This window comes from Peribacillus sp. SIMBA_075 (assembly GCF_046534585.1).
On sequence record NZ_JAWRYN010001694.1, the window covers coordinates 1 to 232 of the forward strand.

A 232-nucleotide genomic window follows, 5' to 3' on the forward strand; every position below is an offset into this window, starting at 1 on the left:
GACAGCGCCGCTTGCTGGTCCATACGCATGTCCAGCGGTGCATCGGCATTGTAACTAAAGCCACGCTCGCCCTCGTCCAATTGCGGCGAAGAAACACCCAGGTCAAACAAAATTCCGTCCACACCTGCTAGTCCCAAATCGCGAATCACGTCTTTGAGATGGCGAAAATTACTTTTAACCAGCGTTACTCTATCCAAAAAGGAAGACAATCTCTCACGGGCATTGTCCAGTG

Annotated in this window: 1 protein-coding gene; it reads right to left on the reverse strand. The window is 50.9% G+C overall.

Features of this window, described 5'->3' with window-relative positions; all coding sequences use genetic code 11:
- On the reverse strand, positions 1 to 232 hold a 232-nt coding region (gene mraW, locus SB775_RS34205), incomplete at both ends, for a 16S rRNA (cytosine(1402)-N(4))-methyltransferase (RefSeq protein WP_410865737.1).